The 24,829-nt window shown below is 62.6% G+C and carries 25 protein-coding genes; 10 read left to right on the top strand and 15 right to left on the bottom strand.

Annotated features, from left to right (window positions below; translation table 11 throughout):
* Positions 1 to 29 precede the first annotated feature (29 nt).
* Positions 30 to 1,454, top strand: a complete 1,425-nt coding sequence (gene gnd, locus AC07O2_RS03315) for a decarboxylating NADP(+)-dependent phosphogluconate dehydrogenase (protein WP_495074326.1) — start codon at positions 30 to 32, stop codon at positions 1,452 to 1,454.
* Between the two features lie 7 nt (positions 1,455 to 1,461).
* Here gnd and prmB read toward each other — a convergent pair whose 3' ends face one another.
* From prmB to dapC, 5 genes are read right to left on the bottom strand one after another with little or no spacing between them, the layout of a single operon-like run.
* Entirely contained in the window at positions 1,462 to 2,328 is an 867-nt protein-coding gene (prmB, locus tag AC07O2_RS03310; RefSeq protein ID WP_495074325.1) for a 50S ribosomal protein L3 N(5)-glutamine methyltransferase, read from the bottom strand.
* Positions 2,325 to 3,518: a succinyl-diaminopimelate desuccinylase gene (gene dapE / locus AC07O2_RS03305; protein ID WP_495074324.1), complete on the bottom strand. Its 1,194-nt coding sequence runs from the start codon at positions 3,516 to 3,518 to the stop codon at positions 2,325 to 2,327. The genes prmB and dapE overlap by 4 nt, the downstream gene beginning before the upstream one ends.
* The gene (locus AC07O2_RS03300) at positions 3,518 to 4,666 is read right to left on the bottom strand and encodes a PilT/PilU family type 4a pilus ATPase (protein ID WP_495074323.1); all 1,149 of its coding nucleotides are present in this window, start codon (positions 4,664 to 4,666) and stop codon (positions 3,518 to 3,520) included. The genes dapE and AC07O2_RS03300 overlap by 1 nt, the downstream gene beginning before the upstream one ends.
* Positions 4,667 to 4,720: 54 nt before the next feature.
* The gene (gene dapD, locus AC07O2_RS03295) at positions 4,721 to 5,545 is read right to left on the bottom strand and encodes a 2,3,4,5-tetrahydropyridine-2,6-dicarboxylate N-succinyltransferase (RefSeq protein ID WP_116608554.1); all 825 of its coding nucleotides are present in this window, start codon (positions 5,543 to 5,545) and stop codon (positions 4,721 to 4,723) included.
* A gap of 13 nt (positions 5,546 to 5,558) precedes the next feature.
* A complete protein-coding gene (gene dapC / locus AC07O2_RS03290; protein WP_495074322.1) occupies positions 5,559 to 6,773 on the bottom strand; it encodes a succinyldiaminopimelate transaminase in 1,215 nt (404 codons plus the stop codon).
* A 103-nt stretch (positions 6,774 to 6,876) separates the two neighbouring features.
* Here dapC and AC07O2_RS03285 point away from each other — a divergent pair, with 103 nt between their 5' ends.
* The 5 genes from AC07O2_RS03285 (at position 6,877) to AC07O2_RS03265 (ending at position 12,401) form a co-directional block, all read left to right on the top strand.
* Positions 6,877 to 7,260, top strand: a complete 384-nt coding sequence (locus AC07O2_RS03285) for a cupin domain-containing protein (protein ID WP_495074321.1) — start codon at positions 6,877 to 6,879, stop codon at positions 7,258 to 7,260.
* Between the two features lie 132 nt (positions 7,261 to 7,392).
* Entirely contained in the window at positions 7,393 to 8,208 is an 816-nt protein-coding gene (gene pssA / locus AC07O2_RS03280; protein WP_495074320.1) for a CDP-diacylglycerol--serine O-phosphatidyltransferase, read from the top strand.
* A 171-nt stretch (positions 8,209 to 8,379) separates the two neighbouring features.
* Positions 8,380 to 9,999, top strand: a complete 1,620-nt coding sequence (locus tag AC07O2_RS03275; RefSeq protein WP_495074319.1) for a 2-isopropylmalate synthase — start codon at positions 8,380 to 8,382, stop codon at positions 9,997 to 9,999.
* A gap of 26 nt (positions 10,000 to 10,025) precedes the next feature.
* The gene (locus AC07O2_RS03270; RefSeq protein ID WP_495074318.1) at positions 10,026 to 11,564 is read left to right on the top strand and encodes a 2-isopropylmalate synthase; all 1,539 of its coding nucleotides are present in this window, start codon (positions 10,026 to 10,028) and stop codon (positions 11,562 to 11,564) included.
* Positions 11,565 to 11,669: 105 nt separating this feature from the next.
* Positions 11,670 to 12,401, top strand: coding sequence for an acetyltransferase domain-containing protein (locus tag AC07O2_RS03265; RefSeq protein ID WP_495074317.1), 732 nt, complete (start codon positions 11,670 to 11,672; stop codon positions 12,399 to 12,401).
* Between the two features lie 197 nt (positions 12,402 to 12,598).
* Here AC07O2_RS03265 and AC07O2_RS03260 read toward each other — a convergent pair whose 3' ends face one another.
* The 4 genes from AC07O2_RS03260 to msrB all read right to left on the bottom strand — a co-directional run bounded on the left by AC07O2_RS03260 (position 12,599) and on the right by msrB (position 14,733).
* Positions 12,599 to 13,384 (bottom strand): peptidylprolyl isomerase, encoded by a 786-nt coding sequence (locus AC07O2_RS03260; RefSeq protein ID WP_495074316.1) that lies wholly within the window; start codon positions 13,382 to 13,384, stop codon positions 12,599 to 12,601.
* 74 nt (positions 13,385 to 13,458) lie between these two features.
* Positions 13,459 to 13,719 (bottom strand): BolA family protein, encoded by a 261-nt coding sequence (locus AC07O2_RS03255; protein WP_495074315.1) that lies wholly within the window; start codon positions 13,717 to 13,719, stop codon positions 13,459 to 13,461.
* Positions 13,716 to 14,279, bottom strand: coding sequence for a septation protein A (locus AC07O2_RS03250; protein WP_495074314.1), 564 nt, complete (start codon positions 14,277 to 14,279; stop codon positions 13,716 to 13,718). The genes AC07O2_RS03255 and AC07O2_RS03250 overlap by 4 nt, the downstream gene beginning before the upstream one ends.
* A gap of 43 nt (positions 14,280 to 14,322) precedes the next feature.
* On the bottom strand, positions 14,323 to 14,733 hold the full coding sequence (msrB, locus tag AC07O2_RS03245) for a peptide-methionine (R)-S-oxide reductase MsrB (protein ID WP_495074313.1): 411 nt from the start codon (positions 14,731 to 14,733) through the stop codon (positions 14,323 to 14,325).
* Between the two features lie 276 nt (positions 14,734 to 15,009).
* Here msrB and AC07O2_RS03240 point away from each other — a divergent pair, with 276 nt between their 5' ends.
* The 4 genes from AC07O2_RS03240 (at position 15,010) to AC07O2_RS03225 (ending at position 19,009) form a co-directional block, all read left to right on the top strand.
* Positions 15,010 to 16,653 carry a 3-(methylthio)propionyl-CoA ligase gene (locus AC07O2_RS03240; RefSeq protein WP_495074312.1) on the top strand — a complete coding sequence of 548 codons (1,644 nt, stop codon included), beginning with the start codon at positions 15,010 to 15,012 and terminating at the stop codon, positions 16,651 to 16,653.
* A 278-nt stretch (positions 16,654 to 16,931) separates the two neighbouring features.
* Complete coding sequence (locus tag AC07O2_RS03235) at positions 16,932 to 17,234, top strand: DUF2007 domain-containing protein (protein WP_495074311.1); 303 nt, start codon at positions 16,932 to 16,934, stop codon at positions 17,232 to 17,234.
* 9 nt (positions 17,235 to 17,243) lie between these two features.
* Entirely contained in the window at positions 17,244 to 17,849 is a 606-nt protein-coding gene (locus AC07O2_RS03230) for a DUF938 domain-containing protein (protein ID WP_495074310.1), read from the top strand.
* 116 nt (positions 17,850 to 17,965) lie between these two features.
* The gene (locus AC07O2_RS03225; RefSeq protein ID WP_495074309.1) at positions 17,966 to 19,009 is read left to right on the top strand and encodes a serine hydrolase domain-containing protein; all 1,044 of its coding nucleotides are present in this window, start codon (positions 17,966 to 17,968) and stop codon (positions 19,007 to 19,009) included.
* 210 nt (positions 19,010 to 19,219) lie between these two features.
* Here the strand turns inward: AC07O2_RS03225 and AC07O2_RS03220 are convergent, their stop codons facing one another.
* The 6 genes from AC07O2_RS03220 to AC07O2_RS03195 all read right to left on the bottom strand — a co-directional run bounded on the left by AC07O2_RS03220 (position 19,220) and on the right by AC07O2_RS03195 (position 24,721).
* A complete protein-coding gene (locus AC07O2_RS03220) occupies positions 19,220 to 19,717 on the bottom strand; it encodes a TlpA family protein disulfide reductase (protein ID WP_495074308.1) in 498 nt (165 codons plus the stop codon).
* A complete protein-coding gene (locus AC07O2_RS03215) occupies positions 19,717 to 21,858 on the bottom strand; it encodes a TonB-dependent receptor plug domain-containing protein (RefSeq protein WP_495074307.1) in 2,142 nt (713 codons plus the stop codon). Before AC07O2_RS03215 ends, AC07O2_RS03220 begins: the two co-directional genes overlap by 1 nt.
* 117 nt (positions 21,859 to 21,975) lie before the next feature.
* Positions 21,976 to 22,875, bottom strand: coding sequence for a metal ABC transporter substrate-binding protein (locus tag AC07O2_RS03210; protein WP_495074306.1), 900 nt, complete (start codon positions 22,873 to 22,875; stop codon positions 21,976 to 21,978).
* A 30-nt stretch (positions 22,876 to 22,905) separates the two neighbouring features.
* Positions 22,906 to 23,796: a metal ABC transporter permease gene (locus AC07O2_RS03205; protein ID WP_495074305.1), complete on the bottom strand. Its 891-nt coding sequence runs from the start codon at positions 23,794 to 23,796 to the stop codon at positions 22,906 to 22,908.
* On the bottom strand, positions 23,796 to 24,584 hold the full coding sequence (locus AC07O2_RS03200) for a metal ABC transporter ATP-binding protein (protein WP_495074304.1): 789 nt from the start codon (positions 24,582 to 24,584) through the stop codon (positions 23,796 to 23,798). The genes AC07O2_RS03205 and AC07O2_RS03200 overlap by 1 nt, the downstream gene beginning before the upstream one ends.
* Positions 24,578 to 24,721, bottom strand: coding sequence for a hypothetical protein (locus tag AC07O2_RS03195; protein ID WP_495074303.1), 144 nt, complete (start codon positions 24,719 to 24,721; stop codon positions 24,578 to 24,580). Before AC07O2_RS03195 ends, AC07O2_RS03200 begins: the two co-directional genes overlap by 7 nt.
* Positions 24,722 to 24,829 lie beyond the last annotated feature (108 nt).

The raw sequence follows: 24,829 nt of genomic DNA, 5'->3' as shown, positions 1-24,829 counted from the left end.
GTTGACAGCGCTATCCCAAGAAAGTGTTTATGAGCAGCAAGAAAAGTGATTTCGGATTGATTGGCCTGGCCGTGATGGGCCAGAACCTGGTGTTGAACGTGGAAAGCCGCGGCTTCCAGGTCAGTGTGTTCAACCGCACCGTGGACAAGACCAACGAATTCGTTGCCGCCAACCCCGGCAAACAACTGGTCGGCTGTGACACGCTGGAGGCCTTTGTGCAAAGCCTGGCTTCGCCGCGCAAGATCCAGATCATGGTCAAGGCCGGCGCACCGGTGGACCAGGTAATCGAGCAACTGATTCCCCTGCTGGACAAGGACGACATCATCATCGACGGCGGCAACAGCCTGTACACCGATACCGAGCGCCGTGACGCCTATCTGGCCGGCAAGGGCCTGCGCTTCATCGGCGCCGGCGTGTCGGGCGGTGAGGAGGGCGCGCGCAAGGGCCCGGCCATCATGCCCGGCGGCCCGGCATCCACCTGGGAGGTGATGAAGCCGATTTTCGAGAGTATCGCCGCCAAGGTGGACGGCCAGCCCTGCGTGATCCACATCGGCCCCGGCGGCGCGGGCCACTACGTGAAGATGATCCACAACGGCATCGAATACGGCGACATGCAACTGATCTGCGAGGCCTATAGCCTGTTCAAGGCGGCCGGTTTCACCACCGACGAAATGGCCGCCATCTTCAACGAGTGGAATGAAGGCGCGCTGCAAAGCTACCTGATCCAGATCACCGGCAAAGCGCTGGAGCAAAGAGACCCCGAAACCGGCCAGCCGCTGGTGGACCTGATCCTGGACAAGGCCGGCCAGAAAGGCACCGGCCAGTGGACGCAGCTCAACGCGGCCGAGAACGCCGTGGTCATCGGCACCATCAACGCCGCCGTGGAAGCCCGTGTGCTGTCGTCGCAGAAGAAGCAGCGCGTGGCGGCCAGCGAGCATCTGCAAGGCCCCGTGGCCGACCTGAGCGCTGCCAAGAAGAACCTGGTCGCCAAGGTGCACGACGCGCTGTATGCCTCCAAGGTGATCAGCTACACCCAGGGTTTCGATTTGATCAAGACCATGGGCGAAAAGAAGCAATGGGGCCTGGACTTTGGCGGCATCGCGTCCATCTGGCGCGGCGGCTGCATCATCCGCGCGCGTTTCCTGAACCACATCACCGACGCTTACCGCACCGACCCGGCGCTGGTCAACCTGATGCTGGCGCCGTTCTTCAAGGACGTGTTGAACAACGCACAGCAAAACTGGCGCGAAGTGGTGGCTTTGGCGGTCGGCCACGGCATCCCGGTGCCGGCCTTCAGCTCCTCACTGTCGTACTACGACAGCTACCGTTCGCACCGCCTGTCGGCGAATCTGCTGCAGGCGCAGCGCGACTTCTTTGGCGCCCACACCTACGAGCGCACCGACAAGCCGGAAGGCCAGTTCTTCCATACCGAGTGGCCGGAAGTGATCGGTTGAGTCCGGCTTAGAGGGCGTCCAGCGCCTCGCGCGTGACCAGCAGCACCTGGTCTTCGCCCGCGCTGGTTTCCAGCCAGACCACTTCGAGTGCCGGGAACGCGGCCTCGAAATATTCGCGCTCGTTGCCGATCTCCAGCACCAGTACGGCGTCGGCCGACATCTTGGCGGCGGCGTCTTGCAGCAGCTTGCGGATGAAGTCCATGCCATCCGTGCCGCCGGCCAGGGCCAGCACCGGTTCAGCTTGGTACTCGGCCGGCAGGGCGGCCATGCTCTGGCTGTTGACGTAGGGTGGGTTGCACAGAATCAAGTCGAACGGACCGGCCAGCTGTGCCAGGCCGTCGGACTCGACCAGCTGGATGCGGCTTTGCAACTGGTGCTTGTCCACATTGATGCGGGCTACGGCCAGGGCGTCGGGGCTGATGTCGGCGCCGGTGACCTGCACCTCGGGGTAGACCATGGCCGCCAGCACGGCCAGGCTGCCGTTGCCGGTGCACAGGTCCAGCACCGCGTGGGTGTGCTCGTGCAGCCAGTAGTCGATGCCGCCGTCGATCAGCAGTTCGGCAATAAAGCTGCGCGGCACGATGGCGCGCTCGTCCACATAGAACGACACACCCTGCAGCCAGGCCTCTTGCGTGAGGTAGGCGGCGGGCTTGCGGGTCTGGATGCGTGCTTCCAAAAGTGTAGCTACCAGCGCTTGTCTGTCCTGCGCTACAGGCTGATCTGCCACGGAATCCAGATCGTCCAGGGGCAGGCCCAGGCGCCACATGACCAGCCAGGCGGCTTCGTCAAAGGCGTTGGCCGTACCGTGGCCGAAGGACACGTCGGCGGCGGTCAGCTGGGCGACAGATTGTTCTATCAGTTCGATGACGGTCATGGTGTGCTGGCCAGGTTCTCCAGCGTGCGCCGGTAGATGTTCTTCAGCGGCTCGATGTCAGCCACCACGATGTGCTCGTCGATCTTGTGGATGGTGGCGTTGGGTGGGCCGCATTCGACCACCTGGGCGCAGATCTGGGCGATGAAACGTGCATCGCTGGTGCCGCCGGTGGTGGACAGTTCGGTCTCCAGCCCGGTCTCGGCGCGGATGGCGTTGCGCAGTGCCTCCACCAGGGTGCCGGGCGTGGTCAGGAAGGGCAGGCCACCGACGGTCCAGGCGATGTCGTAGCTCAGGCCGTGGCGGTCCAGCACCTCGTGCACACGGGCTTGCAGCCCGTCGGGCGTGGATTCGGTGCAGAAGCGGAAGTTGAAGTCCACCACCACGGTGCCGGGAATGACGTTGTTGGCGCCGGTGCCTGCGTGGATATTGCTCATCTGCCAGCTGGTGGGCTGGAAGAAGTCGTTGCCAGCATCCCAGTCCATCGCCACCAGCTCGGCCAGCGCTGGCATGGCCATGTGGATGGGGTTCTTTGCCAATTGCGGGTAAGCGATATGGCCTTGCACGCCGCGGATGGTGAGCTTGCCGCTCATGGTGCCGCGCCGGCCATTCTTCACCATGTCGCCGGTACGTTCCACCGAGGTGGGTTCGCCGACGATGCAGTAGTCGATCGTCTCGCCGCGTTCTTTCAGCAGCTTGCAAACCACTACCGTGCCATCCACCGACGGACCTTCTTCGTCGCTGGTCAAAAGCAGGGCGATGGACAGCGGAGTATCTGGCTGGGCCGCGACATATTCTTCCACCGCGACCACGAAGGCGGCGATGGAGGTTTTCATATCGCTGGCGCCCCGGCCAAACAGCTTGCCATCGCGGTGCGTGGGGCTGAAGGGCGGACTGCTCCACTGCGCCAGCGGGCCGGTGGGCACCACATCGGTATGGCCGGCAAATGCTATCAATTTAGGAGCTCCCGACGCAGATGTTGCCTGCGCTGCAGGGGCAAAACCCTTGAAAGTACTTTTGCGAACCGCCCACAGGTTGGTGACGCGGAAGTCGTCCGGCCCGCTGATGATGGTCTCAAAAGTGAAACCCAGGGGCGCAAGGCGCTGGGAGATCAGGTCTTGGCACTGCGCATCCAGCGGTGTGATGGAGGGCAGGGCGATCAGTTGCTCTGCCAGGTACAGGGTGTGGGACATCAGGTCTTCACGTCGAGGGTGAATTCGGTAAAGGAGGGTTCGTCGTCGGGCACCTCGGGGGCCGCCGCAGGTGCGGTGGAGCCCCGGGTAAAGTCGTTCTGCAGTCGCCACATCAGGTTGGTGGCCGAGTCGGCGTGGGCCAGGCCCTCGGCGCGATCGATCAAACCGGTGGTGATCAGGCGCGCAATATCGGCTTCAAAGGTCTGCGAGCCTTCGGCTATGGATTTCTCCATGGCTTCTTTCACACCGCCAATATCGCCCTTGGAGATCATGTCGGCCACCAGCAGGCTGTTGAGCATGACTTCCACCGCTGGCACGCGCGTGCCCTTGGGGGTGCGCAGCAGGCGCTGCGAGACGATGGCTTTCAGTGCCGAAGCCAGGTCGGCCTGCATGGTGGCGCGCACTTCCACGGGGTAGAAGTTCAATATGCGGTTCAGTGCCTGGTAGCTGTTGTTGGCGTGCAGAGTCGCCATGCACAGGTGGCCGGTCTGGGCATAGGCCAGCGCAGCGGTCATGGTTTCGCGGTCGCGGATTTCGCCGATCAGGATTACGTCTGGCGCCTGGCGCAGCGCGTTCTTCAGGGCAATGGCCAGGGACGCGGTGTCGGAACCGATCTCGCGTTGGTTGATCACCGAGCGGTTGTTCTTGAACAGGAATTCGATCGGGTCTTCAATGGTCAGGATGTGGCCGCTGGCGCGCTGGTTGCGGTGCTCGATCATTGCCGCCTGGGTGGTGGTTTTACCGGCGCCGGTAGAACCCACCATCAGGATCAGGCCACGCTTTTCCATCACCAGGTCGCCCAGCACAGCGGGCACATTCAGCGAGGACAGCTGCGGCACTTCGATGTTGATGTAGCGCACCACCACCGAGTAGCTGCCGCGCTGTCGCATGGCGCTGACACGAAAGCGACCCACACTGGCCATGGAGACCGACACATTCAGCTCACCAGTGGCAGACAGCTCGCGCATCTGCTCTACGGTGGTGACTTCGGCCAGCAGATTGCGCGGCGTGTCGAACTGCAGCACCTGGCCGTTGATGGGCACGCACTGCCCGTTGATACGGATCATGGCCGGCGCATTGGCCGACAGATACACATCCGAGGCATTTTTTTCCTGCATTAAACGCAGAATGCGCTCCATATTGCTCATGGTTTACCTCGGTTATTGCATCAAGGACGTTGCGTGCCGGCTGGACCTTATTTATCAGTCGCGCAGCAGGTCGTTCAGGCTGGTTTTGGAGCGGGTTTGTGCATCCACGCGCTTGACGATGATGGCCGCGTACAGGCTGTACTTGCCGCCGTCCTTGGGCAGGGTGCCGCTGATGACCACCGAGCCGGATGGTATGCGGCCATAGGTCACTGTGTCGGTCGCCCGGTCATAGATCGGCGTGCTTTGGCCGATGTACACGCCCATGGAGATGACGGAGTTTTCTTCGACCACCACGCCTTCAACCACTTCGGAGCGGGCGCCGACGAAGCAGTTGTCTTCGATGATGGTGGGGCCGGCCTGCAGGGGCTCCAGCACGCCGCCAATGCCAACGCCGCCGCTCAAATGCACGTTCTTGCCGATCTGCGCGCAGGAGCCCACGGTGGCCCAGGTGTCGACCATGGTGTTCTCGCCCACGTAGGCACCGATGTTCACGTAGGACGGCATCAGCACCGCGCCCTTGGCGATATAGCTGCCGTGGCGGGCAACGGCTGGTGGCACGACGCGCACGCCGGTGGCCTTCATCTCATCCGCACTCAGGTGGGCGAATTTGGTCGGCACCTTGTCGTAGAAGCCCAGGTCGCCAGCCTTGATGATTTCGTTGTCCTTCAGGCGGAAGGACAGCAGCACCGCCTTCTTGATCCACTGGTGCACGGTCCATTGGCCGACGGCTTCGCGGGTGGCGACACGCAGGTGGCCGTTGTTCAACTCGTTGATGACGTGGGCGACGGCGTCGCGCACCTCGGCCGAGGCGGCGGTGGGCGACAGGTTGGCACGGTCTTCCCAGGCGGCGTCGATGGTGGCTTGGAGTTGTTGTGTCATGTTGTTCTCTGCTTCAGGTTTTGGATTGGATGAATTGTCGGATGCGTTGGGTGGCCTCGGCGCACTCGGCCGTCTCTGCCACCAAGGCCATGCGGATGCGCTGGCGGCCGGGGTTCTGGCCGTTGGCTTCGCGGGCCAGGTAGCTGCCAGGCAGCACCGTCACATTGTAGGCAGCCAGCAGGTCGCGGGCGAAGGCCACGTCGCTGTCCAGGCCGTCGACCACGGCCGGGCCGGGCACCTGGGCCCAGAGGTAAAAGCCGGCGTCGGGCAGGGCCACGTCCATCACCTCGGACAGTATCGGCGTGACCTGGGCGAACTTGCTGCGGTACAGCGCGCGGTTTTCCACGACATGCTGCTCGTCGTTCCACGCGGCCACGCTGGCGGCCTGCACCACGGGGCCCATGGCGCTGCCATGGTAGGTGCGGTACAGCAGAAAGGGTTTGACCAAGGCGGCGTCGCCCATCACAAAGCCGCTGCGCAGGCCGGGCACATTGCTGCGTTTGGACAGGCTGGTGAAGGCGATCAGGTTTTTGAAGTCGTTACGGCCCAGCTTGGCGGCTGCTTCCAGGCCGCCCAGCGGTGGCTCGTCACGGAAGTAGATCTCGCTATAGCACTCGTCAGAGGCGATCACAAAGCCGTAGCGGTCGCTCAGGGCGAACAGCTTTTTCCACTCGTCCAGCGGCATTACCGCGCCGGTGGGGTTGCCGGGCGAGCAGACGAACAGCAGCTGGGTTTGGGCCCAGACCTCGGCCGGCACGCTGTCCCAGTCCACCGCGTAGTTGCGCGCCGGGTCGCTGGGCGCGTAATAGGGCGTTGCGCCGCCGAGCAGTGCCGCGCCTTCGTAGATTTGGTAGAACGGGTTCGGGCAGACCACTGTGGCTTGCGGCTGGGTCGGGTCGATCACGGTCTGCGCAAAGGCGAACAGCGCTTCACGCGAACCATTCACCGGCAGCACCTGGGTGGCCGGGTTCAGCTTCAGGTCGTAGCGGCGTTGCACCCAGCCGCAAAAGGCCTCGCGCAAGCGCGGTTCACCGCCGGTGGCGGGGTAGCCGGCCAAGCCGGGCAGGCCGGACACCAAGGCTTCTTCAATGAAGTGAGGCGTAGCATGCTTGGGCTCGCCAATGCCCAGGCTGATGGCGCGGTAAGCGGGGTTGGGTGTGACAGAGGCAAAAAGTTGCTTCAGCCGCTCGAAGGGGTAGGGCTGGAGTTTGGAAAGCAAGGGATTCATGGGGTGGGATTATGGAACAGCCCCAGGTCGCAGATCGTGTGGCCCTAGGTAAACGCAATTTATGATTCCAGTCCTATCCCCGAGGAATCCCAAGGAATTTGCCATGACCGTATTTACCAAAGTAGTGCTGTTCACCGACACCGATGGCCGTGCGCGTTTTCGCGACGAGGCGGTGGAGCTGGGTGAAGGTACGCCCAGCTCGCAGCTGTCGCCGCTGATGGCCAGTGGTGGTTACCAACTACGGCAGAGCCCAGTCGGGTTTCGCAGCAGCTTCCACTGCACGGGCGCGCCGCAATGGGTGTTGATTCTGGGCGGGCAGATGGAAATTGGGCTGCAAGGCGGCGTGTCGCGCATCTTCAAGGCGGGGGAGCATTTCTATTCGGCTGATGTGCTGCCCGAGGGCGCTACGTTCGATCCCGCCATCCATGGCCATTGGAGCCAGCAAGTGGGCGACGAGCCACTGGTGACCATGTTTGTGCGCGGCTAAATTTGCGCAGACCTCAGACGCGGTTTTTGGGTCAGGGCTGGCTTACACTGCGGTCCCTCTGTTTCATACCGCTTGCGCCTTTGGCGTGTGCCGCGTTTCTTTTGTTTTATATCCATTTATCAGGCTTTCGCCATGCATAACGGCAACGACTCCGACCGGGTTCCGGGCGCGCCCGTCCTGGTGCGCAAGCGCCGCAAGGGCATCTACATACTGCCCAATCTGTTCACGCTGGCTGCCTTGTTTGGCGGCTTCTATGCCATTGTGATGGCGGTAGATGGGCGCTTCGACCAGGCCGCTGTGGGCGTGTTTTGCGCCATGGTGCTGGACAGCCTGGATGGCCGTGTGGCCCGCATGACGAACACCCAGAGCGCGTTTGGTGAGCAGATGGACTCGCTGTCCGACATGGTGTCGTTTGGTGCGGCTCCGGCGCTGATCGCCTATATGTGGACCCTGAAAGGCCTGGGCCGCTGGGGCTGGATTGCGGCGTTTGTGCATTGCGCTTGCGCCGCACTGCGCCTGGCTCGCTTCAATGTGAATACGACCGTGGTCGATAAGCGCTATTTCCAGGGCCTGCCGTCGCCTGCCGCAGCTGCGCTGATCGCCGGATTCATCTGGCTGATGAACGATCTGAATGTGTCGCCTGCGGACGTTGCGTGGGTGATGTTTGCGCTGGCCCTGTACGCTGGCCTGAGCATGGTGACGAATGCGCCGTTCTATAGCTTCAAAGATATACAGATGAAGAAGAGCGTGCCGTTTGTGGTGATCGTGCTGATCGCGCTGGGCATTGCCGTCATCACCATCCATCCGCCCATCGTGTTGTTTGGTGCGTTTGTGATCTATGGCTTCAGCGGCTACGGTGTGTACGCTTGGCGCCGCTTCAAGGGCGTGCAGACCAGCGTGATCAGCACATCGAAGGACGAACCCGACGAGCGCGGTCTGCACAAATAAAAAAACCGCTAGAATCGCACGCTATGAACAAAATTTCGCTAGCGCTACTACTGATCCCCTCCGGGCGGAGACGGTAGCGCACGCGCAATTCCAGTCACAACGGCCCGTATGCACCAGCAACGGGCCGTTTTTCATTGGGTTGCTGGTTTTTTGAACCTTGAGAAGTACACCATGTTGAAGCAACCTGCCAGCAAATATCCAGCGTTCCAGCCCATCCGTTTGGTCGACCGTACTTGGCCCAATGTGCAGCTGACCCAGGCCCCGGTCTGGCTCAGCACCGACCTGCGCGACGGCAACCAGGCGCTGATCGAGCCCATGGACATGGAGCGCAAACTGCGCATGTACAAGCACCTGCTGGAGATCGGCTTCAAGGAAATCGAAGTCGGCTTCCCGGCCGCGTCGCAGATCGAGTTCGACTTTGTGCGCCGCCTGATCGACGACAACATGGTGCCCGACGATGTGACCATCCAGGTCATGACTCCGGCCAAGGAGCCGCTGATCCGCCGCACGATGGAAGCTCTGGTCGGCGCCAAGCGTGCCATCGTTCATATGTACAACGCCACGTCGCCGCTCATGCGCCGCGTGGTCTTGGGCATGGACGAAGACCAGATCGTCGAATTGGCCACCAGCCACGCCCGCCTGATCCAAAATTTGGCGCGGCAGCAGCCGGCCACGGCCTGGACCTTCCAATACTCGCCCGAGCATTTCTCCGGCACCGAGCTGGCTTTCTCCAAGCGCGTCATCGATGCGGTCACCGATGTCTGGCAGCCAACGCCGGCCCAGCCTTGCATCATCAACCTGCCGACCACGGTGGAGCATTCCACGCCCAATGTATTCGCCGACATGATCGAATGGATGGACCGCAACCTGGCGCGGCGCGACAGCATCGTCTTGTCGGTACACCCGCACAACGACCGTGGCACCGGCGTGGCAGCAGCCGAATTGGCCATGATGGCCGGCGCCCAGCGGGTAGAAGGCTGCTTGTTCGGCAATGGCGAGCGCACCGGCAATGTGGACATCGTGAATATCGCGCTGAACCTCTATACCCAGGGCGTGTCGCCCCAATTGGACTTCTCGCAGATCGACGAGATCCGCCGCATGGTGGAGCACTGCAACCAGTTGCCCGTGCACCCGCGTCACCCCTATGTGGGCGAGCTGGTCTACACATCCTTTTCCGGTACCCACCAGGACGCGATCAAGAAGGCATTTGCGCTGCATACCGAAGATGCGGTGTGGGCCATTCCCTACTTGCCGATCGACCCGAAAGACCTGGGCCGCAGCTACGAGGCGGTGATTCGCGTCAACAGCCAGTCGGGCAAGGGCGGCATGGCGTATTTACTGGAAACCGAATACGGCCTGGAATTGCCACGCCGGCTGCAGATCGAGTTCAGCCAGATCGTGCAGGCCGTGATGGACGGAGCGAACAAGGAGCTCACGGCGCAAGACCTGTGGAATCTGTTTGATCGTGAATACGCCCTGGCCAGCACTACCACGCCGCCATTGCCCGCCAGCGGGCAGGGCGTGGGCCCGATCGATGCATTTGTGACCCACTGGAACGCCACTTCAGCCACCCAGGTGCGGGTCTTGGATTACCACGAGCATGCGCTGGGTTCCGGTGCCCAGGCCCAGGCCGTGGCGTATCTGGAGTTGCGCATCAATGAGCAGCACACGGTGTTTGGGGTGGGCATGGACGCGAATATCGTGTCGGCTTCGCTCAAGGCCATCGCCAGCGGCTTGCAGCGCATCCAAAAGCGCGAAAATACCCAGTTGACCGAATCCGTATCCGTTTAAAAAAACGACACCCACAGGAGCCAGCCATGACCGACAAACTCATCATTTTTGACACCACCTTGCGTGACGGCGAACAGTCTCCGGGCGCGTCCATGACGCGCGACGAAAAGCTGCGTATCGCGCGCCAGCTGGAACGTCTCAAGGTAGACGTGATCGAGGCCGGTTTTCCCGCCAGCTCCGCTGGCGATTTCGAATGCGTACAGGCGATCGCCCGCGCCATCAAGGACGCCACCATCTGTGGCCTGTCGCGCGCCAACGACCGCGATATTTCGCGTGCCGCCGAAGCCCTGAAGGACGCGGCCAATGCGCGTATTCACACCTTCATCGCCACGTCGCCGCTGCACATGGAGAAGAAGCTGCGCATGACGCCCGATCAGGTGTTCGAGCAGGCCAAGCAGTCGGTGCGCTTTGCGCGCAACCTGGTAGCCGACGTGGAATTCAGCCCCGAAGACGGCTATCGCAGCGATGTGGACTTCCTGTGCCGCGTGCTGGAGGCGGTGATCCACGAGGGCGCCACCACCATCAACGTGCCCGACACCGTCGGCTACGCCATCCCCGAGCTGTACGGCAACTTCATCAAAACCCTGCGCGAACGCATTCCGAATAGCGACAAGGCGATCTGGTCCGTGCACTGCCACAACGACCTGGGCATGGCTGTGGCCAACTCCTTGGCTGGAGTGAAGATCGGCGGCGCACGCCAGGTGGAATGCACCATCAACGGCCTGGGCGAGCGCGCTGGCAACTGCTCTCTGGAAGAAATCGTCATGGCGGTCAAAACCCGGCGCGACTACTTCGGCCTGGACATCGGCCTGGACACCAAGCACATCCTGGCCACCAGCCGTATGGTCAGCCAGACCACTGGCTTCGTGGTGCAGCCCAACAAGGCGGTGGTCGGCGCGAATGCCTTTGCCCATGCCTCCGGCATCCACCAGGATGGCGTGCTGAAGGCCCGTGACACCTACGAAATCATGCGCGCCGAAGACGTGGGCTGGAGCCACAACAAGATCGTGCTGGGCAAGTTGAGCGGCCGCAACGCCTTCAAGCAACGCCTGCAGGACCTGGGCGTGACCATGGAGAGCGAGGCCGACATCAACGCCGCCTTCGCACGCTTCAAGGAGCTGGCCGACCGCAAGAGCGAGATCTTCGACGAAGACATCCTGGCCCTGGTCAGTGATGAGGCAGTTGCCAATGACAACGAGCAATATGCCTTTGTCTCCTTGTCGCAGCACAGCGAAACCGGCGAACGCCCCAGTGCCAAGATCGTTTTCTCGGTGGACGGCAAGGAAGTCAGCAGCGAGTCTGACGGCAACGGCCCGGTGGACGCATCCCTGAAAGCCATCGAAGCCCACGTGCAGAGCGGCGCCGAGATGGTGCTGTACTCGGTCAACGCCATCAGCGGCTCGACCGAGAGCCAGGGCGAAGTGACGGTGCGCCTGCAGAACAGCGGTCGCGTTGTGAACGGCGTGGGCGCCGACCCAGACATCATCGTCGCGTCGGCCAAGGCTTACCTGAGCGCACTGAACAAGCTGCAGAGCAAGGCGGACCGCGTCGCAGCACAGGGCTGATTCCGCTCCTAATGCGACGCGATATGTCGTTGCTCCGCCCTTGCCGTGCGGGCGCACTGTCTGCGGGCGGTGCGCCTAATCTCGCATCGCATTAGAAACGGAATCATGGAGCATTCAAATCGGTTCCAACGTATAGACGCTTTGCGTGGGCTGGCCGTCGTCTGGATGACGGCCTTCCATTTTTCTTTTGACCTGGTCCACGCGGGCTTTTGGCGGCAGAACTTCTACCTCGATCCGTTCTGGACCTGGCAGCGTACGGCCATCGTCAGCCTGTTTCTGTTTTGCGCGGGGCTGGGCCAGGCGGTGGCGGCGCAGCAGTCCATACCCTGGCCGCGCTTCTGGCGGCGCTGGGCGCAGATTGCGGGCTGCGCGCTGCTGGTGACGGCCGGTTCGGCCTTTATGTTTCCGCACAGCTTCATTTATTTTGGCGTGCTGCACGGCATCGCGCTGATGCTGATCGTGGCGCGGTTGACGGCCGGCTGTGGCGTCTGGCTGTGGCCGATGGGCGTGCTGGCGATTACTTCCAAATTCATAGCTGCTTACGCAATAGATATCAGCGCTACAGGCGATTTTTTCAACCAAAAGTCAGTGAACTGGCTGGGATGGATCACGCAAAAACCCATCACCGAAGACTATGTGCCCTTGTTCCCCTGGCTGGGTGTGTTGTGGTGGGGCATGGCTGCGGGATTCTGGCTGCTGAAAAACCGGCCCCTATGGCTGGACGGTACGGCGCCTAGACCTCTGGCCTGGCTGGGCCGCTGGAGCCTGCCGTATTACATGCTGCACCAGCCTGTGTTGATTGGCGTAGTGACAGCTTTCGCTTGGCTGAAAACGTAAAAAAGCGGCCGAAGCCGCTTTTTGCTATGGTTTCAGGAGCTTGTCGCGCAGATAGCATAAGCGCCAGCGGCCTAAAACCCTTTGACCCATCGTGTAAACACCCCTTCCAGAGATACCGCGGAACTGGCTCTGCCAGGCCGCTGGTATCGCCCCCTGCAAGGGGGGAGGAGGCCACACGAAGTGGGCAAGCCTGGGGGTTATTCCACCTTTGCTGCAGCACGCAGTTCTTGTTGGAACGCCACCAGCTTTTGCTGTTGCAGTTGCTGGGCGATTTGTGGCTTCACTTCTTCGAACTTGGGCAACTGGGCTTGGCGCTCGTCGTCCAGGCGGATGATGTGGTAGCCGAACTGGCTCTTCACCGGGGTGTCGGTGGTCTGGCCCTTCTTCAGCTGGATCAGCGCTTCGGTGAATTCCTTCACGTAGCTGCTGGGGTTGGCCCAGTCCAGATCGCCGCCCTTGGCGCCAGAACCCTTGTCGGTGCTGGACTTTTTGGCAATGGCGGCAAAGCTGGCGCCTTTTTTCAGCTGGGCAATGATGGCCTTGGCTTCAGATTCTTTTTCCACCAGGATGTGGCTGGCCTTGTATTCCTTACCACCGTTGGCTGCCACGAACTTGTCGTACTCGGCCTTCATGTCTTCTTCGCTGACGGGGTTGGCCTTTTGGTATTCGGTGAACAGCTCGCGGATCAGCAGGGTCTGGCGGGCCAGTTCCATTTGGCTCTTGAAGTTGTCGCTGGCGTCCAGGCCGCGCTTTTGGGCTTCCTGCATGAAGACTTCACGGGCGATGACTTCTTCCTTGATCTGGCCTTCCATTTCCGGCGTCACCGGGCGGCCCGACTGGGCGACCTGTTGGGCCAGCGCGTCGACGCGCGTCTTCGGAACAGCCTTGCCATTCACGATGGCAACGTTTTGTGCGGATGCCGACAGCGCCAGGCTGCCCAGCAAAGCAGCAGCGACCATGGTGGATAACAGTGTTTTCTTCATGCGTTTTCCTAGAAGGGGGTTTGCGAGCCAGCCTGGAATGGACAGCTCAAGATAAGAAGAGGTTCGGACCCGGTTTACAGCACTTCAATAGCAATCGCGTGTACGCCCTGGTCGATAAATTCTTGCAACGCATCATACACAAGCCTATGGCGCGCCACCCGGGACTGCTGGGTAAACAAGGGTGAAGCAATGCGCACGCGGAAGTGGGTACCCCAGTTGCTGCCGTTGGAGCCGCTGTGCCCGGCGTGGGCTGCGCTTTCGTCCAGCACCTCCAGCTGCGTGGGGGCCAGAGTGCCGCGCAGGCGCTGGGCGAGTTGGTCGGCGGTAGGGCTCATGCTTGCTTGTCGGCGGCGTCCGCCTCGGCAGCCGGCTCCGGGCCCAGGTAGCGCGAGATGTAAATGCCCTGGCCGACCATGAAGGCCAGCGGGAACACATAGCCCCAGATCTTGAAGTTGATCCACTCGTCGGTGCTGTAGTAGGCCGCTACATAGCCGTTGATGCCGGCCATGAACAGGCAGTACAGCATCCAGGCTACGTTCAGGCGCATCCACACTGCGTCGGGCAGCTCCAACTGGCTGCCCAGCATGAGCTTGAGGTAGTTCTTCTTCATGACCCACATGGCTATGCACATGGCCAGGGCCATGGCGATGTAGAGCACGGTGGGCTTCCACTTGATGAAGGTTTCGTTTTGCAGCACCAGGGTCAGGGCGCCAAAGGCCAACACCATGCCCAAAGTCATTTTGTGCATGGTGGTGAGCTGGCGCTCGATGGCGTAGGTAATGCCCATCTGGACGATGGTGGCCACCATCAGCACACCCGTAGCCACATAAATGGTGGACAGCTTGTAGGTGACGACGAACAGCAGGATGGGGAGGAAGTCGAGCAGGAGTTTCATGGTGGCATCATGGGAAGGGAGGCCGAAGGCCCACCCCTCAAGCTTAACTGGCCTTGAAGTCCAGCGACGCGGAATTCATGCAATAGCGCAAGCCGGTGGGCGCCGGGCCGTCTTCAAACACATGGCCCAGGTGGGCGCCGCACTGAGAGCAGACGGTTTCCACCCGGCGCATGCCGTGGCTGGTGTCGGTGATTTCTTCGATGGCGCCGGGCTCGGCTTCTTGCGAGAAGCTGGGCCAGCCGCAGCCAGCGTCGAATTTGGTGGCCGAGTCGAACAGCTTGGCGTCGCAGCAGATGCAGCGGTATTCACCTTTGGCCCAGTTCTGGTCGTACTTGCCGGTGTGCGGGCGCTCGGTGGCAGCGTGGCGTGTCACCTGGAAGGCCACGGGTTCCGCGCCTTTTTCGGCCAGCAAGGCCTTCCATTCGGCGTCGGTCTTTTCAATTTTGTGTGTCATGGTGGTGAGCTTACAGCGTGGGTAAAAGCCCTTCTGGGCGTGGAAACCATGTGAGGCCGCAGACCCCGGCTTACAAGCCTGGGACTCCGGGCTGGCCGGTTTGGTTCTGCTTGCCAGGTATTTTATGTGCCAAATAGGCTTCTAGCGCACGAACTATCTGCGCCATCTGCTATCCATTTGGAAGCAAACTGCAGGCATCCCCAAGTTGCGGGACAACACTGACGCGCGTCTGCCAAGCCCCGCCGATACTGGGGAGATAGCAAAAGGAGACAAGAAATGCTGGGTCTGATGCAAAACCAGGCGATGCTGATTTCGAACTTGATCGAATTCGCCGAGCGCCACCACGGCGATGCCGAGATCGTGTCGCGTCGGGTCGAGGGCGACATCCACCGCAGCGACTACCGCACGGTGGCGGCCCGGGCGCGCCGGGTAGCCAACGGGCTGGACGCCTGGGGCCTGGCCGCTGGCGAGCGTGTCGCCACCCTGGCCTGGAACGGCTACCGCCACATGGAGCTGTACTATGGCGTCAGCGGCTCCGGGCGGGTGCTGCATACCGTGAATCCGCGCCTGCATATCGACCAGTTGGCCTGGATCGTCAACCATGCCGAAGACCAGGTGCTGTGCTTTGACCTTGGTTTTCTGCCCATCGTCCAGTCGGTGTGCGGCCGTTGCCCCACCGTCCGCCACTGGGTGGCGCTGTGCGATGCCGATGCCTTGCCGGCCGACACCGGCATCCCCGGCCTGTGCAGCTATGAGGCCTGGATCGCCGGCCAGTCAGACGTGTACGTTTGGCCCAGCCTGAACGAAAACACCGCCTCCAGCCTCTGCTACACCAGTGGCACCACCGGCAACCCCAAGGCCGCGCTGTACAGCCACCGCTCCACCGTGCTGCACGCCTATGCCATCTCCTTGCCCGACGTGATGTGCCTGCGCGCGCGCGACGCCGTGCTGCCGGTGGTGCCCATGTTCCACGTCAATGCCTGGGGCCTGCCATACGCGGCGGCCATGGTGGGCTGCAAGCTGGTGTTTCCCGGGCCGGCGCTGGATGGCAAGTCGGTCTATGAGCTGATGGAGGCCGAACAGGTCACCATGGCGGCTGGCGTACCCACCGTGTGGCAGATGCTGCTGGGCCATCTGCAGGCCGGCGGCCTGCGCTTTTCTTCCTTGCAACGCACGGTGATTGGCGGCGCGGCCTGCCCGCCGGCCATGCTGCGCTCGTTTCAAGACGACTACGGCGTGGAGGTGCTGCATGCCTGGGGCATGACCGAGCTTTCTCCGGTTGGCACGCTGTGTTCGCTCAAGCAAAAGCATCTGGCCCTGCCGCCGGATGCGCAAATGAAGATCCGCCAGAAGCAAGGCCGTGCGGTGTTTGGGGTGGACATGGAAATCGTGGACGCCAACGGCCAGGCCCTGCCGCATGACGGCCACACGGCGGGCGACCTGCTGGTCAAAGGCCCCTGGGTGGTGGCGGAGTATTTCAAGGGCGAGGGTGGCGACCCGCTGGTGCGTGACGCCAACGGCATGGCCTGGTTCCCCACCGGCGACGTGGCCACCATCTGCCCCGACGGCTTTTTGCAGATCACCGACCGCAGCAAGGACGTGATCAAGTCCGGCGGCGAATGGATCAGCTCCATCGAGCTGGAAAACATCGCCGTGGCCCACCCAGCCATCGCCATGGCGGCCTGCATAGGCGTGAAGCACCCCAAGTGGGACGAGCGACCGGTGATCGTGGCCGTGAAAAAGCCGGGCGCGGTCGTGGACGTGGCGGATTTGCTGCAGTTCTACCAGGGTAAAACCGCCAAATGGCAGATCCCGGACGATGTGGTGTTTGTGGACGCCATCCCCATGGGCGCCACTGGCAAGATGCAAAAGATGCGGCTGCGCGAGCTGCTCAAGGACTACACGCTGCCCAGCGTCTGAGCGGGGTGCCAAAGATTTATAAAAAATAGCCTGATTAGCTACTTGCCTCAGATACACCACCACAACCGTTCGCCCTGAGCCTGTCGAAGGGCTCTATCAGCAAGCCCTTCGACAGGCTCAGGGCGAACGGGGTCGTTTATGTGCGTGCTTGCAATCTGAGGCAAGTAGCTAATCAGGAAAAATAGGCCTGTAGCGCAGGATTCACCTGCGCAAGCAGCTATCAAAAAAGCAGCAAAAACACTGCCGAAAACGCCCCCATAGCGCGTATGCTTATAGCTATGTTGCGCTTGACCCAGGCCCCCAATCTCGCCATTGCCACGCTGTGGGCCGACGCCCTGGCGGTAGAGGGCATTGCCGCCAGCGTGCAGCGCCAGTACCTGGTGGGCGTGGCTGGCGAACTGCCCCCCGACCAGTGTCTGCCCGAGGTTTGGATTCAGCACCCGGCCCAGGAAGCCCAGGCCCGCACGCTGCTGCACCACCTGCAGAATGTGCCCCAGCGCCGTTGGCAGTGCTGTTGCGGCGAGCTGGTGGAGGGCGGCTTTGAACAATGCTGGAGTTGCGGTGCCTGGATGCCACGCTAAGCTCGGTAGATGACCTCGCATTTCGAACCCTTGCACAGCCCCGCCGCCGAACGCAATCTGCCTCCCATCCTTGCCGAGTTGCAGCGCATCCTTCCCGCCCAGGGACATGCGCTGGAAATCGCCAGCGGCACCGGCCAGCACGTAGCCGGCTTTGCCCGGGGCCTGCCCGGCTGGCAGTGGCAGCCCAGCGACGCCCAGGCGGACGCCTTCGGCTCGATTGCCTACTGGTGTGCCCAGGCTGGAGTGGCCAATGCCTTGTCGCCCGTGCTGCTGGACGTGCTGGCGCCAGACTGGCCCGTACAAGCCGTGGACCTGGTGTACTGCGCCAACATGCTGCACATCGCACCCTGGGCTTGCTGTGCGGCGCTGATGGCGGGCGCGGCAAGACAATTGACGCCACAAGGCGTGCTTATCACCTATGGTCCGTATCTGGAAGCGGGTGTAACGACGTCCCCGGGCAACCTGGCCTTTGATGCCGACCTGCGCCAGCGCAACCCCGCCTGGGGCTTGCGCCAGCTGGACGATGTGGCTCAGCAGGCAAAGCTGGCGGGCCTGCAGCTGCGCGAGCGGGTGCAGATGCCGGCCAATAACCTGCTGCTGGTGTTCACGCGATGAAGGGGGCACAGAAGCCATTCGGGCGTTCGATGCCATGGACACGGCATTGGCGCAAATGCCGGGCGCTGGCGCCGGCTGTCACTATTTTTTTGTACGGATGTGCGTCCCCGGGCCGGGTGGATTCCAGCACTGACAACCTGCACAACACTCTGCAAACACTGGCGCAACAACACCATGTGTGCGCCGTGGGCTTGGCGGTCATCAAGAACCGCGAGTTGGATGCCATCGAAACAGCCTCCGGTTGCACTCCGGCGGCGGCATTGGACACCCACAGCGTTTTCCAGGCGGCCTCCCTGGGCAAGCCGGTATTTGCCTACGCGGTGCTGAAGTTGGTGGAGCAGGGCCGGTTGGCACTGGATACGCCCTTGATGCACTACCTGCCCCAGGGCTATAAGCACCGGCACCAGCCTTTGAAGGCTGAGCCTTACGACCTGGTGGCGGACCCGCGCATCGAGGCCGTGACGGCGCGCATGGTGCTGACCCACACCTCCGGGCTACCCAACTGGGCATCCGGTCCGCTGGGCTTCGATGCGGCGCCAGGTACCCGTTGGGGCTATTCCGGCGAGGGCTTTGTGCTGCTGCAGCGGGCGGTGGAAGCGCTGACCGGCGAGCCGCTGGACCGTTTCATGTCCGCCCAGGTATTCCAGCCCTTGGGTATGGAGCACAGCAGCTATGTGTGGAACGATGACCTTGCACTCAAGGTCGTGCCTGGGACCAAAGCCAACGGCTCGCCCAGGACGACGCTGCAGTTGAAGCAGCCGATTGCCGCTTTCTCGCTGTACACCTCGGCCGAAGACTATGGCAAGTTTCTGGCCACGGTGCTGAACGATGCGCCCTTGCTCCAGCAGCTGACGGTTTCTCCCGTGCCGGTGGAGCCCCGCCTGGGCATCTCTTGGGGATTGGGCTGGGGACTGGAAACCACCCGCCAGTGGCTCTATATCTGGCACTGGGGCAATAACACCGGCTACCGCGCATTCGTGATGGCGTCCCTTCAAACCGGGGATGGCTTTGTCATGCTGACCAACAGTGAAAACGGCCTGGAGCTGGCCGAGCCCCTTGCGCACCAGCTCGTACCGGACGAGCACAAGCTGTTCCAGTTCTCCATGCTGGGCGGCGATGTGCTGACCATGGTCTGCAAAGCAGTGCGTATTTGCCTGTAAGCTATTGAAAAGATAGCAGCAAAGCGCCTGAATATCTGCGCCAGGCACGAATTTCCCTGATTAGCTACTTGCCTCAGATTGCAAGCACGCACATAAACGACCCCGTTCGCCCTGAGCCTGTCGAAGGGCTTGCTGATAGAGCCCTTCGACAGGCTCAGGGCGAACGGTTGTGGTGGTGTATCTGAGGCAAGTAGCTAATCAGGCGAATTTCTAAGCCAGGCCGGCGCAGGCCGTAAGCAGCGTCTGCAGATCGGCATCGGTCAGCTCGCCGGTATGCGCCTGGCAGATGCGCCCGTCGCGCAGTGCCACGCTAAAGGGCAGGGCGCCGCTGCGGTTGCCGGCGCCGCGCATCAGCGCTGCGGGGTTGGCACTGGCGCGCAACACGGTCAGCCCGACTATGCCGCGCTGCAGCAGGAACTGCTGGGCCAGTTGCGGCGCATCGGTGGCTACCAGCAGCAGGGTCCAGCCGGCTTGGTTTTTGGCAAAGGCCTGCAGGCGCGGCAGCTCGGCCACGCAGGGCGGACAGTCGCGGCCCCAGAAGTTGACCAGCACCGGCCCGCGCAGCTGGGATAGCTGCACAAAGCGGTCGCCTTCCAGCGTGGGCAGGGTGAAGTCCCAGGCGGCGGGCGCGGCCAGGGCCGGGCTAGCCAACACACAGGCGGCCAGGCCCAGCAGTTGCCGCCGCGAGAGGAGGAAACGTTGCGCCATCAAAACGTGAGCTTCACGCCCGCCGTAATGCTGCGGCCTATGTTCGGGCCCCAGATGTGGGTCACGTCGATATTGCCGTTCTGGTCCAGCCACAGAAAGCTGTCCTTCTTGGCCTGTTGGTAGTTGAATACGTTGTTGATGCCCAGGTAGGTGGAGACGTTTTTGTTCCACTGGTAGGAGGTGCGCGCATCCACCAGCCAGAAGCCGGGGCTTTTGTCGGGCTTGGGTGTGCCGTCCAGGTTGAAGCGCGGGGTGTCGGCATAGTCGTAGAACTTGGCCAGGTCTTGTGGGCCGGTGTAGGTGGCGCGCAGATTGAAGTTCCAGCCGCCCGCGTCGTGATCCAGGCCGAAGGTGGCGCGGTAATCGGGCCGGGCGAACAGGCTGCCCTGGAAGTCTGTGGTGTTGAATCGGTACTGGTAGCGCTCGAAGCCTGCGCTGAGCTTGTCGGCCGGCGTCGCCTGCCAGGTGCCCACCACATCCACGTTGTTCACCGTGTAGCCGCTCTTGGCCGGCTGCAGCAGGAAGGCACCGGAGTTGGCCGTATCGTCCACGAACAGCGCCAGGTTGTTGATGCGCGTGTGATTGACCGAGGCGGTGAAGGAGTTGCGGTCGGTCTCGATATTCCAGGCGTAGGAGATGTTGTTCGACTTCTCGGCCTTGGCCTGCGAGCGGTCCACCGCGGGCGCCGACAGTATGGCATGCTCCAACTCGAAGAACGAGGTCGGCAGGCGGAAGCCCTGGCCCAGCGCCAGCCGGCTGGAGATGCTGTCCGTGTGGTGCCACAGCATGTCCAGGCGCGGGGTGGTGATGCCGCCGTAGACGTTGTTGCGGTCATAGCGCAGGCTGCCGGTCACTTCCAGGTCGTCGTCAAAAAAGGTGCGGTAGCCCTGCAGGAATACGCCCGGCGTGCGGTAGGTGTAGGTGTCCGCATCGCTGCGCGGAATGCCGAAGGTGGGGGTGGACGGGTCTTCGCTGACCGACAGGCTGTGCAGGTCTTCATAGCGGTAGTTGATGCCGCCGGTCAGCAGCGTGGCGCCGACCCAGGACTGCAGGCTGCTCTCCAGGTAGTACTGCTTTTGCTTGCCGAAGTAGTCGGCGTCGCCGCCGTACCAGGAGTCCTGTTTGTGCTCGGCATAGCCAAAGGCAAAGCGCAGCTTGGTGTCGCCAAAGTCGCGCTCGGCGGTACTGACGAACTGGTCGCGGTGCGTGAAGATGATTTGCGCCAGGCCAAAGCGGCCGTCGTCATAGGCCGGCATAGTGCTGCCGTCCGACGGGTTGACCCAGCTGTTCGCTACCGGCGAGGCGTGTGGCCCCTTGCTGAAATCGAACGGATTGCCGGATGTGTCGGCGCGCACGCCGTCATAGTCGTCGCCCAGCGGGCCGCCCATACGCTTTTCTTCGATGGAGTCGAAGCGCGCCTTCAGCTTGAAGCCGCCCACATCGTCCAGAAACAGGCCCAGGCCGCCCAGCGTGCGGTGGTAGCCGGTGTATTGCGACACGCCGGTGCCTACGCCGTCCACGCTGTCGTGTTGCTGCTGGGTGGCGTTGAAGGTGATGGCGCCACCGTCAAAGGCTTTGGCGGCATAGGCCGTGGCGCGGCGCATGCCGTAGCTGCCCGCGCTCAGGTCCAGCTCGCCTTCGTCTTTGTGGGGCCGCCGGGTGACCAGGTTGACCGTGCCGGCCAGCGATTCGGGGGCGACCAGGCTGGTGCCCGCGCCGCGCGAGATGTCCACCCGCTCCAGCCCGTTCACGCCCACCATGTCCAGGCCGTAGGCATTGGAGACGGACGAGAAGATGGGTACACCGTCCAGCATCAGCGTGGTGTAGCGGCCGGGCAGGTTGTTTAGCGTGATGTTGCGCACATTGCAGACTGAGCATTCCACCTGCACGTCCACGCCGGGGCGGTGCGCCATCAACTCGGTGAGGTTGGTGGCGCCGGTCTTGGCGATCTCTTTGGCGTTGATGCTTTCGGTCTTGACGATGTCGCTGCGCAGCGAGCCGGGCTGGGTGACCGTAGGGTTGGCGTTCACCACCACCGGGGCGAGTGACTTGGGCGCGGCGTCCTGGGCGTGGGCGCCATGAGCGGCCAGGGCAAGGATGCTGGCCGCCAGGGGTGTCAAAGTGAGTTGCTGCTGTGGCATGGTATGGGCGTGGGTTGTCCAGCCCCGGCGGCGGGCTCGGGGATGTCTACAAGATTTTTAGGGTTCTAGCGCAGGTAATACCTGCGCTGGTAGCTATCTAATCAATAGCAATGCTGTTCAGTTCTTCTGCATGCCTGCCAGCAGGGCGCTGACGTTGTAGCGGGCCATTTCCAGGTAGGTTGCGCCGGGCTGGCCGGGGACGGACAGGGCGTCGGCATACAGGCTGGCGCCCACGGTGGCGCCGGCGTCTTTGCTGATTTGCTCCAGCAGCTTGGGGTTGCTCATGTTTTCCAGGAACACGGCGTTGATCTTTTCGCGCTGGATCTGCTTGATCAGCTGGGCGACTTGCTTGGCACTGGGTTCCGCGTCGGTGGAGATGCCCTGCGGCGCCAGGAAGCGGATACCGTAGTGCGCGGCAAAGTAGCCAAACGCATCGTGCGAGGTAATCACCTTGCGCTTCTCTTTGGGCAGGCTGGCGAACTGCTCTTTGGCCCAGCTGTCCAGCGTTTGCAGCTCTTTCACATAGGCTTCGCTATGGGCCTTGTAGCTAGCGGCGCCTTCGGGGTCGAGCTTGGCCAGGCCGGTGGCGATATTGCGCACATATAGCACCACGTTTTCAGGGTTTTGCCAGGCGTGGGGGTCGGTTTCCACGCCCTTGCCGTCCTCAGAAGCCATGGTGCGGGCCTTCACGCCGGTCGATGCGACCACGGTGACGCCCTTGTAGTTGGCCGACTTGGCCAGCTTCTGCGCCCAGTGCTCAAAGCCCAGGCCGTTGACCACGAAGAGCTTGGACTGGACGATGCTTTTCGCGTCCGCCGGCTTGGGTTCGAACTCGTGAGCGTCTTCGTTCGGGCCGACCAGGGTGCTGACGTTCACACGGTCGCCGCCCACCACGCGCACCAGGTCGCCCAGGATGCTGAAGCTGGCGACCACGGGGATTTTGTCGGCGGCATAGCCGGTGGTGCTGAGCACGGCGGCGGCCAGGGGGACGAGCAGTTTGCGGACGATGTTGTGCATAGAGATAGACAGGGTGGAGTGGAAAAGCAGTTAGGCCACGCGATGCGTGCGTACCCAGTTACGTTGCAGCCAGCCGCCGGGCGACAGCAGCAGCGAAGCCGCGTACAAAGCCCCGGCGCAGCCGATGATGGTGGGGCCGGAGGGCGTGTCGAAGTGGTAGGACAGCAGCAGCCCGGCCACGCCGGCCAGCATGGCCTGCAGGCTGGCGTTGACCAACTGGGCGGGCAGGGTGTCGTGCCAGAGCCGGGCCGACACGGCCGGGATCATCATCAACCCCACGGCCATCAGCGTGCCCAGGGTCTGGAAGCCGGCCACCAGGTTGATGACCACCAGCATCAAAAAGCCTTGCTGCCATACCCAGGTACCCCAGCCGCGCTTGCCGGCAGCGCTGAGGAATACCGGGTCGAAACTCTCTAGCACCAGGCCGCGGTAGGCCGCCGCCAGTGCCAGCACACTGACGCTGGCCACCGTCGCCACCAGCTGCAGGCCCGGCCCGTCCACCCCTAGGGCGCTGCCGAATAGGATGTGCAGCAGATCCAACTGCGTGCCGTGGCGCGATATCAAGGTGACGCCTAGCGCCAGCGACACCAGGTAGATGGCGGCCAGGCTGGCGTCTTCTTTCAGCGCGGTGGCGCGGCTGATCCAGCCGGCCAGCGCCGCCACCAGCATGCCGGCGATCACACCACCCAGGGCCATGGCCGTCAGCGACAGGCCGCAGAGCATGAAGCCGATGGCCACGCCGGGCAGGATGGCATGGCTGAGCGCATCGCCCAGCAGGCTCATGCGGCGCAGCGTTAAAAACACGCCCAGCGGCGCTGCGCTGAGCGACAGGGCCAGCGTGGCCACCAGCGCGCGGCGCATGAAGGCGAAGTCGGCGAACGGGGCGAAAGCGATGTCCCACAGGCTGTGCAGCAGATCCATCACGCGGGTACTTTCTGGGCGGATAGTGCGCGCATGGCTTGTACCTGGTCCAAGTTGTCGATGGAGCAGACTTGGGCGGTCTCGTCCCAGGCCTCGGCCATGGCGCGCGCGCGGCGCAGATTGCTATCGGTCATTACCTGTGCGGTTGGCCCCCAGGCCACCAGTTCACGCGCCAGCAGCAGGGTCTGCGGGAAATGCTCGCGCACCTGCGCGTCGTCGTGCAGCACGGCAATCACCGTACGCTGCTGGCTATGCCATTCGCGGATCAGGCCCAGTAGGGCGGCAGTGGTTTTGCTGTCCATGGCGTTGAAAGGTTCATCCAGCAGGATCAGGTCCGCGTCTTGCACCACCATGCGGGCAAACAACACGCGTTGTAGTTGCCCACTGGACAAGGAGCCGATGGACCGCCGGCCAAAGTCGCCCAGCCCCACGGCCTGCAGGGCGGTATCGGCGCGGGCCAGTTGCGCTGCATCTACACCGCCCCAGGCGCCCTGGCGCGGCCAGCAGCCCAGCAGCACGCAGTCGCGCACGTCCATGGGAAAGCCCCGGTCTATCTCGGCCAGCTGCGGCAGGTAGGCAATACGCTGGCGCGGCACAGGCAGGTCCACCCGGCCACCGCCCAAGGGCAACAGGCCCATGATGCTTTTTAGCAGCGTGCTTTTGCCCGAGCCATTCGGTCCCACTACGGCTGTCAGCGAGCCGGGAGCAAACTGACCGCTGATGTGGTGCAGGGCAGGGTGTTGGCGGTAGCTGACCGTGAGGTTGTACAACGTGAGGTCATTCACCATGGCGCCACATCCATATTGGCCCAGGCCACGGCCAGCCATAGCAGCGCCACCACGGGCAACAGTGTCAGTACCCGCAACCAGGCGGGCCAGGCCAGCACACTGCGCTGGAAGAGTTTTTGTAGGAATAAGGTGAACATGGCTTTACATAATGAGATGGCATAAAGCCACCCGGTTGCGGTAATAATGCAACCTGATTGCGGTTAATGTAATGCAACTTTGTTGCGTTATTAAATTTTTCGTCAAGA

Source organism: Rhodoferax sp. GW821-FHT10B06 (assembly GCF_059415605.1).
This window is presented reverse-complemented; position numbering and strand designations above follow the sequence as displayed.

What these genes read in the sequence shown, in the direction of transcription:
- gnd (WP_495074326.1), top strand. Translation starts at nt 30, where the DNA reads ATGAGCAGCAAGAAAAGTGATTTCGGATTGATTGGCCTGGCCGTGATG.
- prmB (WP_495074325.1), bottom strand. Translation starts at nt 2,328, where the DNA reads ATGACCGTCATCGAACTGATAGAACAATCTGTCGCCCAGCTGACCGCC.
- dapE (WP_495074324.1), bottom strand. Translation starts at nt 3,518, where the DNA reads ATGTCCCACACCCTGTACCTGGCAGAGCAACTGATCGCCCTGCCCTCC.
- AC07O2_RS03300 (WP_495074323.1), bottom strand. Translation starts at nt 4,666, where the DNA reads ATGAGCAATATGGAGCGCATTCTGCGTTTAATGCAGGAAAAAAATGCC.
- dapD (WP_116608554.1), bottom strand. Translation starts at nt 5,545, where the DNA reads ATGACACAACAACTCCAAGCCACCATCGACGCCGCCTGGGAAGACCGT.
- dapC (WP_495074322.1), bottom strand. Translation starts at nt 6,773, where the DNA reads ATGAATCCCTTGCTTTCCAAACTCCAGCCCTACCCCTTCGAGCGGCTG.
- AC07O2_RS03285 (WP_495074321.1), top strand. Translation starts at nt 6,877, where the DNA reads ATGACCGTATTTACCAAAGTAGTGCTGTTCACCGACACCGATGGCCGT.
- pssA (WP_495074320.1), top strand. Translation starts at nt 7,393, where the DNA reads ATGCATAACGGCAACGACTCCGACCGGGTTCCGGGCGCGCCCGTCCTG.
- AC07O2_RS03275 (WP_495074319.1), top strand. Translation starts at nt 8,380, where the DNA reads ATGTTGAAGCAACCTGCCAGCAAATATCCAGCGTTCCAGCCCATCCGT.
- AC07O2_RS03270 (WP_495074318.1), top strand. Translation starts at nt 10,026, where the DNA reads ATGACCGACAAACTCATCATTTTTGACACCACCTTGCGTGACGGCGAA.
- AC07O2_RS03265 (WP_495074317.1), top strand. Translation starts at nt 11,670, where the DNA reads ATGGAGCATTCAAATCGGTTCCAACGTATAGACGCTTTGCGTGGGCTG.
- AC07O2_RS03260 (WP_495074316.1), bottom strand. Translation starts at nt 13,384, where the DNA reads ATGAAGAAAACACTGTTATCCACCATGGTCGCTGCTGCTTTGCTGGGC.
- AC07O2_RS03255 (WP_495074315.1), bottom strand. Translation starts at nt 13,719, where the DNA reads ATGAGCCCTACCGCCGACCAACTCGCCCAGCGCCTGCGCGGCACTCTG.
- AC07O2_RS03250 (WP_495074314.1), bottom strand. Translation starts at nt 14,279, where the DNA reads ATGAAACTCCTGCTCGACTTCCTCCCCATCCTGCTGTTCGTCGTCACC.
- msrB (WP_495074313.1), bottom strand. Translation starts at nt 14,733, where the DNA reads ATGACACACAAAATTGAAAAGACCGACGCCGAATGGAAGGCCTTGCTG.
- AC07O2_RS03240 (WP_495074312.1), top strand. Translation starts at nt 15,010, where the DNA reads ATGCTGGGTCTGATGCAAAACCAGGCGATGCTGATTTCGAACTTGATC.
- AC07O2_RS03235 (WP_495074311.1), top strand. Translation starts at nt 16,932, where the DNA reads ATGTTGCGCTTGACCCAGGCCCCCAATCTCGCCATTGCCACGCTGTGG.
- AC07O2_RS03230 (WP_495074310.1), top strand. Translation starts at nt 17,244, where the DNA reads ATGACCTCGCATTTCGAACCCTTGCACAGCCCCGCCGCCGAACGCAAT.
- AC07O2_RS03220 (WP_495074308.1), bottom strand. Translation starts at nt 19,717, where the DNA reads ATGGCGCAACGTTTCCTCCTCTCGCGGCGGCAACTGCTGGGCCTGGCC.
- AC07O2_RS03215 (WP_495074307.1), bottom strand. Translation starts at nt 21,858, where the DNA reads ATGCCACAGCAGCAACTCACTTTGACACCCCTGGCGGCCAGCATCCTT.
- AC07O2_RS03210 (WP_495074306.1), bottom strand. Translation starts at nt 22,875, where the DNA reads ATGCACAACATCGTCCGCAAACTGCTCGTCCCCCTGGCCGCCGCCGTG.
- AC07O2_RS03205 (WP_495074305.1), bottom strand. Translation starts at nt 23,796, where the DNA reads ATGGATCTGCTGCACAGCCTGTGGGACATCGCTTTCGCCCCGTTCGCC.
- AC07O2_RS03200 (WP_495074304.1), bottom strand. Translation starts at nt 24,584, where the DNA reads ATGGTGAATGACCTCACGTTGTACAACCTCACGGTCAGCTACCGCCAA.
- AC07O2_RS03195 (WP_495074303.1), bottom strand. Translation starts at nt 24,721, where the DNA reads ATGTTCACCTTATTCCTACAAAAACTCTTCCAGCGCAGTGTGCTGGCC.